The organism is Streptomyces sp. P17 (genome assembly GCF_032436805.1).
In the GTDB taxonomy this organism is placed as follows: Bacteria; Actinomycetota; Actinomycetes; order Streptomycetales; family Streptomycetaceae; genus Streptomyces.
On record NZ_JAVRBF010001549.1, the window covers coordinates 1 to 232 of the forward strand.

1 pseudogene is annotated in these 232 nt (G+C 65.5%); it reads right to left on the reverse strand.

Going from position 1 to position 232, the window contains the following annotated elements:
- Positions 1-232 (reverse strand): annotated as a pseudogene (locus RMT89_RS45645) (DNA cytosine methyltransferase); the annotation flags it as partial.

Sequence of the window (232 nt, forward strand, 5' to 3'; positions counted from 1 at the left end):
TGTTACCAGCGGCCTCGACGATGATCTCGTTCGCGTATCGGGCCAGGCCAGCCTTGATCCGTGCCATGGTCTTCGGGGACAGGGGCTTAGCCCGGTCACCGATGCGCTGCCCTTCGAGTGACCAGTCGATCGCGGCAGAGGCCGGCACCCACGCCGGTTCGACGATCTGCGACTGGCACGATGTCTTCGGGCACACGAAGACGTATTGGGCACGGTAGCGGCCCCACGGCTG